Annotated in this window: 7 protein-coding genes; 4 read left to right on the top strand and 3 right to left on the bottom strand. The window is 45.2% G+C overall.

From position 1 onward, the window contains the following. The first annotated feature begins 229 nt into the window (after nucleotides 1-229). On the top strand, nucleotides 230-1,837 hold the full coding sequence (locus tag ACE1CM_RS03680; RefSeq protein ID WP_374876056.1) for an alpha/beta hydrolase: 1,608 nt from the start codon (nucleotides 230-232) through the stop codon (nucleotides 1,835-1,837). 91 nt (nucleotides 1,838-1,928) lie between these two features. After that, nucleotides 1,929-2,891, top strand: a complete 963-nt coding sequence (locus ACE1CM_RS03675) for an aldo/keto reductase (protein WP_374876055.1) — start codon at nucleotides 1,929-1,931, stop codon at nucleotides 2,889-2,891. A gap of 648 nt (nucleotides 2,892-3,539) precedes the next feature. Here the strand turns inward: ACE1CM_RS03675 and ACE1CM_RS03670 are convergent. Further along, nucleotides 3,540-4,829 carry an endonuclease/exonuclease/phosphatase family protein gene (locus tag ACE1CM_RS03670; protein WP_374876054.1) on the bottom strand — a complete coding sequence of 430 codons (1,290 nt, stop codon included), beginning with the start codon at nucleotides 4,827-4,829 and terminating at the stop codon, nucleotides 3,540-3,542. Between the two features lie 6 nt (nucleotides 4,830-4,835). Beyond that, the gene (lipB, locus tag ACE1CM_RS03665; protein WP_374876053.1) at nucleotides 4,836-5,519 is read right to left on the bottom strand and encodes a lipoyl(octanoyl) transferase LipB; all 684 of its coding nucleotides are present in this window, start codon (nucleotides 5,517-5,519) and stop codon (nucleotides 4,836-4,838) included. A gap of 588 nt (nucleotides 5,520-6,107) precedes the next feature. Between lipB and hpf the strand changes: the two genes are divergently transcribed. Then, entirely contained in the window at nucleotides 6,108-6,749 is a 642-nt protein-coding gene (gene hpf, locus ACE1CM_RS03660) for a ribosome hibernation-promoting factor, HPF/YfiA family (protein WP_374876052.1), read from the top strand. A 519-nt stretch (nucleotides 6,750-7,268) separates the two neighbouring features. Here hpf and ACE1CM_RS03655 read toward each other — a convergent pair. Then, nucleotides 7,269-7,730, bottom strand: a complete 462-nt coding sequence (locus ACE1CM_RS03655) for a peroxiredoxin (RefSeq protein WP_226593685.1) — start codon at nucleotides 7,728-7,730, stop codon at nucleotides 7,269-7,271. A 338-nt stretch (nucleotides 7,731-8,068) separates the two neighbouring features. Here ACE1CM_RS03655 and ACE1CM_RS03650 point away from each other — a divergent pair, with 338 nt between their 5' ends. Beyond that, a complete protein-coding gene (locus ACE1CM_RS03650; RefSeq protein WP_374876051.1) occupies nucleotides 8,069-8,827 on the top strand; it encodes a choice-of-anchor E domain-containing protein in 759 nt (252 codons plus the stop codon). Nucleotides 8,828-8,943: the final 116 nt, after the last annotated feature.

Genomic DNA, 8,943 nt, shown 5'->3' with positions numbered 1-8,943 from the left:
AGTTCTTCAATATATACGCCTAAATTATATCCTATATACTTTTTTGATTCAAACCTCTCTCTAAAAGCAGTTAATCGCTGATATTTTATCTGGTTATAAACCTATCTATAGCCAGAGGAAACAGACACTCTGGCTTGATTGGTCGTTTGATATTCCGGAAATATTGATGTTGTGGTACATTATTTTAACCGGCAGTTAGTTCGGTGTATTCCTCAAGCAGGTGAATGACTTGAGTCAAAAACTTTTCATCTACCGCCAGACTGGATTAATCCTCAGCCTAATAGTACTGGGCATGGGACTGGTTCTGTCTTTTGTTTGCTACCCCACTGACATCAAATCCCAGCCATTAGTCATCAGTTTAAATCAAAATCGGCAGCTAGTTGGCAAGCTGTATACGCCTAACAATATCAAACCCCCATATCCAGTGATGTTGCTGATTCACGGTGTCAGTTCTACAAAAGAAATGATGGCACCTTTAGCCATTGAACTGGCAAGGCATGGAATAGCTGCATTAGCATTTGACTTTGGCGGTTTGGGCGAATCCTATTCCCGACCTGAAAATGAAGAAGATAACCTCACAGATGCCAAAGAAATTATTGCTTTTGTACGAAATCACCCCCAGCAGTTCGAGCTAAAGCGAATTGGCATTGCAGGTCACTCTCTAGGGGGCGCCACCGCACTGACTCTGGCAGGGGAAGATACCAATTTACAAGCAACCATAGTTTGGAGTATGAGTGGAGTAGCAAACCGAATTACCCCACCGAATTTATTGCTATTAATTGGTCTTTACGAGCAGTTTCATCTTCCATCGATAATGCGAGAAATGTTGCGACAAGCTACAGGTAAAAATATTAACGAGTTCCAACAGGTGGGGGATTTTACCAAAGGAACTGCTCGCATGTTAGTTATCTCTCCCACGACCGACCACCCCACCGCACCCTATGACCCCCTGGTAATTAAGGAATCTGTTGCTTGGGTCGAACAAGCTTTTGATGTTCGTGTAAAGAATATAACCCTCGTGGCGCCTTGGTATATTTTGGGTTTATTTGCCACATTTATAGGTAGCCTATTGACGAGTAGTTATTTGGTGCGAGAGGTTGCTTGCCACAAGAGATGGCGTCGTGGGATACCCGGTTTTATTATAGCGATCGCTCTCACCTGTTTCCCTCTATGTATCGCCGGATTAATAGACAGCCTCTGGGCTAGTAATTTTATCCTGTTCTGCCTTGCTCTGTTATTAGCGAGCAATTATATCCTCCCCTATCCGGAAAAATTCACCCCGGCTCTGCGCGTCTTTGGACTATACTATGCTTTATTCGCATTGTCTTTTACTGCCACTACCTTGCTCTTGGGATGCGGCTACCTCCTCACCCATCCCCAATATTGGCTCGGCATTCCCCAATTCTTACTCCAAACGCCGATTTTTTTGACATACAACTTTTACCTGGGATTAAGAGCCATCCTCTTTCCCGTTTACACCCAAGCGTTGCAACCGGGATATTTACTATTCATTCCGGTACTGCTAGAGTTAATTAAACCAGGCATTATCTTAACCAGTTTAGAGCGAGTTGCTGTTCGGGTTGTTGCCTGGGTGCGACAACCTTTAACATTCAATTCGACCAAAATTTCCCCAGGTTCAATTGCTTTGTTGTCGGGACTCATGTTAGTTTTGATAGCGGTTCTCGTTTGGCGGGTGCGAACGGGTTTGCTGACTCAATCAACGACTGTTGTAGCAGTCCGACTTGTAGCACAAATCATAATGCTACCTGCTTTGCTGTTGCGTTCATCCGGTTTTCGCTGGTTAGAAAATCAATGTTTGGGCAAAAATCAACCTTAATATTGAACCGCAAAGGCGCGATAGCGAAGCGAAACGCGATAGCGTTTTAGGACGCAAAGATAGATAGGAAGAACAGTACAGGGAGTTAGAGATGGAAAAGCGACGTTTGGGTAATTCCGATATTGAAATTACCCCCATCATCATGGGTACTTGGCAAGCTGGTAAACGCTGGTGGGTGGGAATTGAAGACGCGGAAACAGTAAAAGCTATCCGTGCAGCGTATGATGCGGGTATCACTACGGTTGACACTGCCGAAGTCTACGGGGACGGTCACTCGGAACAGATTGTAGCCCAAGCGTTACACGATGTGCGGGACAACGTTGTCTACGCTACTAAAGTTTTTGTCAACCATCTCAAGTATGACCAGGTAATTGAGGCTTGCGATCGCTCGCTGCAAAACCTCAAAACCGACTATATCGATTTATACCAAATTCACTGGCCCAGCGGTTCGTTCAAAAGCGAAAAAGTCGCGATTGAAGAAACCATGAAAGCCTTGAACGATCTGAAGCAGCAAGGGAAAATACGGGCAATTGGTGTATCTAATTTTTCTCGCGCCCAATTGGAAGCAGCGGCTCAATACGGACGCATCGATAGCTTGCAACCGCCTTATTCCCTGTTCTGGCGATATGTGGAAAAAGATGCCATGCCCTACTGTATCGAGAATAATATCTCGATATGGGCTTATTCACCCCTCGCACAAGGACTGTTAACGGGTAAATTTGGACCCGGACATCAATTTGAGCAAGGCGATAACCGCGCCGATAATAAGCTGTTTAAGGGGGAAAATTACGAACGGGCGCTTCTAGCCTTAGAAAAACTGCGTCCGATTGCTCAAAGGCATCAAACAACATTGGCTAACTTAGCCCTTGCTTGGTTGATTGCACAACCACAGACTTGTGCCATCGCAGGGTTCCGCCACGCCGAACAAGCCGCCGATAACGCAATAGCCGCCCAAGTTCATCTATCCGCCGACGATTTAGCAGAAATTGACGCCATCGGACGCATCGTCACCGACCATTTGGACGACAACCCAGTCATGTGGGAGTGGAGTTAGCTAAATGTAAAGTTTAATTAACAGGGGGTTGCACTAAAAAGGCTTTGTGATAACTTAAAGATAGGACACGATAAGTTGAAACAAAACCAATTCAGCCTAGACCAGTGTCCCCTGTCTAAGGCAGTTGAAGCAATTTCGCAGCATAGTTCAACAAGTGGTCAAAAACCCTAGTTTAGAGGGCTAAGCCAAACCCATATCCGGAAAGATGAAGCTATGCTGGAGTTGCAAGTCTAGTCCACCCTAGTTGATTTTTTGATTGTCCAAACCAACTCTTGAACTCTGATGGGTCTAGTCACCTTTGGCTAGACCCTAAAATGTTTTTTGGGTAGCACAGGTAACGATCGCAGGACTTACCCAAAGAAACCGGGTTTCTAGGAAAGGTGAGCAGGTGGGCAGGTGGGCAGGTGGGAGGGAAAAAAACAGCTTTTCGCACAATCGACTATATACAACCGATACAACCGGATATGATATTAACCCAAGTTTCTAGTTATAACTTGTGACAGCGGTAATTGCTAATTGCTAATTGCTAATTGCTAATTGGGTTAACAGGCTTTTGCCGTCTTGACAACTACCCATTAGCCATTAGCGATTAGCCATTACCAGTACCGCTTGATGTAACTAGCAACTTGCGTTATTACCAATTACCCATTACCCATTACCAATGACCAAATCGGTAATTAAAGGCAAATGATCCGAACCAACATACCGCCCCGCCCGCATTTGCAAAACATTGACATTTGGACTAACCAAACAGTGATCGATGGGAATAGATAAGGGCGGCAATTTAGTTGACCAAGTCGGTATAATACCAAAACCAGAACGGGCATTTTTCAGTCCTGCTTGCTGGATAAAGCGCTGATAAAACGGCGACCACATCGTTATATTAAAGTCTCCAAGTACCAAGACGGGGTTTTTGATTTTAGCTACAGAATTGCCGATTTCTATTAGGTGTTTATTTCGCCGCTCAAAACTAGAGCGTGTAATAGGAATAGTCAGATGAGTTACGATAACTGAAACAACTCGATCTTGGATCTTTACGTCAGCAAATATGCTTCTTATGACGCATTCAAAATCTTGAATAGATGAGTTTTCCAGCGGCAGTTTACTGTAGATGACAATCCCAAATTTATTGGTATCTTGGGGAACAATAGAATAAGGCAAAATATCGTGTAAAGCTGCTAGCTCTTTCGCCCAAGCATCGGTAACCTCTTGGAAAACAGCGAGATCCGGGTTTTCTGCCTTCACCATAGATATTACTTCAGAATATTGCTTGTTTTTGAAGAAAACATTCGATTGAAGCACTCGCAAGGGTTGTGGGTTTGCATTGGTAGCAATCGCTCTTGCAGGCAGATACCAAGGCATCACTTCAATCAGATTGAGCAAAATGCAGAAGAAACTAACAATACACCAAACTTTTCGCTTGGTAACCAAAAAGAAAAAGAACAGACAAAAGCCAGCTAAGAGATATTGCAGTTTGAAATGGGAAGTTAAGTCATAACGATAGTCGAATTCTCCCAGATAGCCAGTTAAAGACAATATAACCAGTAAAACAGTCGCGACGATAAAAACCCACCGAATCAAGTAAGGCGGCAGGATCATATAGTGATGAAGAACTGCCCACTTCAGCTTAATCTTCAAATCTTGGGAGATGGGCAATCTGTCGATTTCCCCTAGCAGGTGTTCTGAGGGTTCTGACTGTCGTCGTTTCTGATAAAAACTAACGAGTAAACCATCAACAGCGACTTGACTCAAAGCGTTGGTCACTAACCCCACCATTAACAAAACCAGCAGACCTCCTCTTGGGCCATAGATTACACCAATGTTGGCTAAACCCGTCCAAATCCCTGCGTCGCCTGTTTTCCCACTCGCCATCATCGCCAGCCATAATAGCGAACCAGGCACGCCTAGAGTCATCAATTTTTTGATCAGTTCATCCATACTGTTCTAGAGTTGCGGTTCGATTAACTCAACTTCAAAAACCTCTGAAAACGCAGACGCCACAAGCTTCCGCACCTGCTCAAATTCAATTCCCGGTATAAACTCAGCCAAACTGCCCACAGGTTTATCTGAAATGCCGCAAGGTACGATGCTTTTAAACCCTTCCAAGTCGGGACAGACATTTAAAGCAAAGCCGTGCATGGTAATCCAGCGGCTGACTTTAATCCCAATAGCCGCCACCTTGCGTCCCTCCAACCAAACTCCGGTATAACCTACAACTCGTTCCCCTTTTAATCCGTAAACCGCTAGCACCTGGATTAGCACTTCCTCTAACTGGCGCAGGTACCAGTGCAAGTCTTGCCGATAATGCAAAAGATTCAGAATTGGGTAACCTACCAGCTGACCGGGACAATGATACGTCACCTCCCCACCCCGTTCTATCCGGTGAACTTCCCATTCGGTTTGGCTGGGGTCGAACTTGAGAAAATCCAAACTGGAGCCAGTTCCCAACGTGTAAACAGGCGGATGCTCTAGCAAAATCAGAACGTCATTGAGACCGCTCCCGCGCAGGCGCTGCGTCACCAGACTTCGCTGCAACTCCCACGCCACCGAATAAGGCACTAGCCCCTGGTTGTGCAGCCAACACAAACGTCTTGAATTGCCAGCGTCGGAGCCAAAATCACCATACATACTCGAAACCATAACAAAAATCAATAGGGCTTTCAATTAAATTTGGGTAAAAGTCGCAATACTCTAATCAAGAATTGTCAAGGGATGCAAAAGATTCTAAAGAGAAGTCAACAGTCGATGTTCACTCTTATACAAAATGCTAGTGTTTTAGATATAAGCTCAAACTGGATCGGGAGGAAGCCTCTTCAAAGAGAATAAAGACGCCCACCCCGTTGAGATAGCGATCCCCGCTCAGATAAAGGCAAGCTGGCGTTGGTTGATTACACAACCAGGTTCCAGTCCGAGGGTGGGTGTAAGCTCAAGGTCGTGCGTGTAAAAATATGAGTGCTTTGGTTGCCTAAAAACAATGCAAACCAAAGAAAGCGCTCGTATAAGTTTCGGCTCCGTTTTTCGCCGACAAGAATTGTGGAAAAAATGACCGAAGTTTTGGTAAATAAAACGGGCAAGCATATGGGTGAGATGGGAAAGCAGCAATCGTGGCGAACGCGAGTGCGTGCGGTCGGCATATCGCTTTTCTATCCAACCAAAGGTAGAAGCAGGCAGAAAACTTGCCTGTAAATATGGAGTATCCAAGCGGGAGCATTTGATATGAAGCTCGTAATTCATGGCAGAAATATTGAAATCACTGATGCAATTCGCGAGTACGTACATCAAAAAATTGAAAAGGCGGCGAACCACTTTCTGAATACAACGAATGAAATTGACGTGCATCTTTCCGTGGCTCGCAATCCCCGGATAGACTCCAAGCAAACCGCTGAAGTGACAGTCTATGCTAACGGCGCGGTGATTCGTGCGGAAGAAAGCAGCGAAAACCTCTACGCCAGCATAGACTTAGTCGCCGATAAAATAGCCCGACAACTGCGTAAATACAAAGAACGGCGTTTAGATAAAAAGACCCAAACACAGGTTAAAACCAGCGACGTGGTGGAGCAAGCACCTGTGGAAACCGATTTAATTGGTTCGCGCACACCCGAACTCCCCTCAGAAGTCGTGCGTACCAAGTATTTCGCTATGCCCCCAATGACAATTGAAGAAGCTTTAGAACAACTCGAGCTGGTGGGGCACGACTTCTACATGTTCCGCAATGCCGAAACCGGCGAAATTAACGTGATTTACGAACGCAACCACGGCGGCTATGGTGTGATTCAACCCCGTCCAAATGGCAATGGTAACCACAAAAATGGCAAAACAGCCCACGCTAGCAGTAGCGCTTCGGAAGCTAAACGCTAAATAACTATAGCTTTTGGGTTGAGCGTAAAATATTAAAGCTTTACCCAAGAGAAACAGGTTTGGGATCAAGACCATGCAGCGGTCAGTCTAAACACCTTCATTGGGTTGAGACTGACTTTTTTTTGGGTATTGGGGGACGGGTTTAGATCAATTGTTGATTGTGGCACGCATCTGTGGTCAAATCCATACCGTAACGACTGACGATGGTGTTACCCGCAACCTGGTAGGGACACGGCACGATCAATATTTCGGGTTGGACAACCAATGTTTCACATGCCGTGTCCCTAGTTTTCCAACAGGTTATTGGATCAATTGTCGATTATGGCACCCATTGTTGGTCAAATCCATACCGTAACGACTGACGATGGTTTTACCCGCAACCTGGTAGGGACACGGCACGATCAATATTTCGGGGTTGACAACCAATGTTTCACATGCCGTGTCCCTACTGTTGCAACAGGTTATTGGATCAATTGTCGATTATGGCACCCATCTGTGGTCAAAGATGCCCCTACAAATTCACCCAATCTGAATTGTTTGCAGCGTTTTGAGCGACTCCTCCACATGCCCTTTGAAGTTGAACTGGGAGTTAAAAATATGCTGCACAACTCCATTTGCGTCAATTACGTAGGTAACTCGCCCTGGAAGCAAACCTAAAGTAGCGGGAACTCCGTATAGCTTCCGGACTTGGTTGCCAGTGTCGCTCAATAATATGAAAGGCAGTTGGTATTTGGTGGCAAACTGCTGGTGCGAGGTACTTGAGTCGCCGCTAATGCCGATCACTTCTGCACCCGCAGTTTTGAAGACTTCATAGCTATCTCTAAATGCACAGGATTCGGTGGTACATCCTGGGGTGTCGTCTTTTGGGTAAAAGTACAGCACGACGGATTTTTTACCTTTGAAGTCCTTAAGGCTGACGGGTTCGCCAGTTTGGGAAGGAAGGGTGAAATCGGGAGCGACATCTCCTACTTTTACTGCCATAGCTGCTAATCCCTGCAACCTGAGACGAATGTTAACTTTTGTTATGGTATCGCGCTCGCCACAACCAAGGCTACCGGCATCAGTAGTTACCCTATGCTTCTCAGGCATCATTTTAGTATTTTAAAGTACTATTATTTCTAAGTATACTTAATTCCGAATAATTAAGGCGAGAATGTCCGATAGAGGCTATAGATATTACATAATAATCATTTCATCTACTTAATTAGATTCGCGTAAAACCTGAAAAAAACAATTTGAGCAAATTTAGGTGGAATAACGTTGGTAATTTAAAAAACCAGTGGCTAGATTGAAAAGGTGTCCATCAATAACGAAGTTGAATGAAAGCACAGCTATTAACAGGTCTAACCGTCGCCGCCGCAGTTGCAGGCGGAATCGCAACTGCTGAAATTGCCAACGCCAACACGCTGACGCGCCGTACGGTGTACCAACAGACCCAATTTGATCTAAACAACGTGCCGACCAACTACCTGGATCAAGGTTATGGTCGTACAGACATTCTCAATTCAATTATGAGTATCGAACAGTTCAGCCCCTCGCAAGGTACGCTCAGAAGCGTAAAGATCAACTTTTCCGGAGATATTACTGTAGATGGAGGTTTAGAAAACAGAGATGCGCGATCGCAGACAGTTACAGCCAATCTTTTAGGCGAACTGGAATTAAAATTGCCTAATGGTACATCTTTATTTGATTTGAATCCAACTAACTCGCGTACCTTTGACAATGTCAGCAGATATGACGGAAGGCAAGATTTTGCGGGTAATTCTGGGAGGACGTTTGAGGGACTAACCGCCAGCGGATCCGGAGAGAGAACCTTCACCGATAGCAGCTTCTTGCAGCAGTTCATGGGTAATAGCGTCATGAACTTCATGTTTTCAGCTACAGCCACCTCAAGTTTTACAGGCTCTGGAAACTTATCCACTTATGTGGATACATTTGCTAGATCCGCGCTCATGGTGACATACGAATATGAGGAACTCCCTCGCAAAATCCCCGAACCTGCTACTACTCTTGGTCTTGGTTTAGTTGCTGGACTGGGGTTGTTGTCGCAGAAAAAGAAAATCTGGAAAAAGGCTTAATCGAACCCCCCTAACCCCCCTAACCCCCCTTCCCTTGTAGGGAAGGGGGGAATTTTTTGTTTTCAGGACTGACCCATGACGAGTAGGGACACGGCGATCGTAAAATCTTCTCTTGT

This window comes from Microseira sp. BLCC-F43 (assembly GCF_041929235.1).
In the GTDB taxonomy this organism is placed as follows: Bacteria; Cyanobacteriota; Cyanobacteriia; order Cyanobacteriales; family Aerosakkonemataceae; genus Microseira.
Note: the sequence above shows the minus strand (reverse complement) of the source record. Positions and strands in the feature narration are given on the sequence as shown.

Bases quoted from the DNA above. Each gene is read 5' to 3' on its own strand.
- ACE1CM_RS03675 (WP_374876055.1), top strand. From the start codon at position 1,929: ATGGAAAAGCGACGTTTGGGTAATTCCGATATTGAAATTACCCCCATC.
- ACE1CM_RS03670 (WP_374876054.1), bottom strand. From the start codon at position 4,829: ATGGATGAACTGATCAAAAAATTGATGACTCTAGGCGTGCCTGGTTCG.
- lipB (WP_374876053.1), bottom strand. From the start codon at position 5,519: ATGTATGGTGATTTTGGCTCCGACGCTGGCAATTCAAGACGTTTGTGT.
- hpf (WP_374876052.1), top strand. From the start codon at position 6,108: ATGAAGCTCGTAATTCATGGCAGAAATATTGAAATCACTGATGCAATT.
- ACE1CM_RS03655 (WP_226593685.1), bottom strand. From the start codon at position 7,730: ATGGCAGTAAAAGTAGGAGATGTCGCTCCCGATTTCACCCTTCCTTCC.
- ACE1CM_RS03650 (WP_374876051.1), top strand. From the start codon at position 8,069: ATGAAAGCACAGCTATTAACAGGTCTAACCGTCGCCGCCGCAGTTGCA.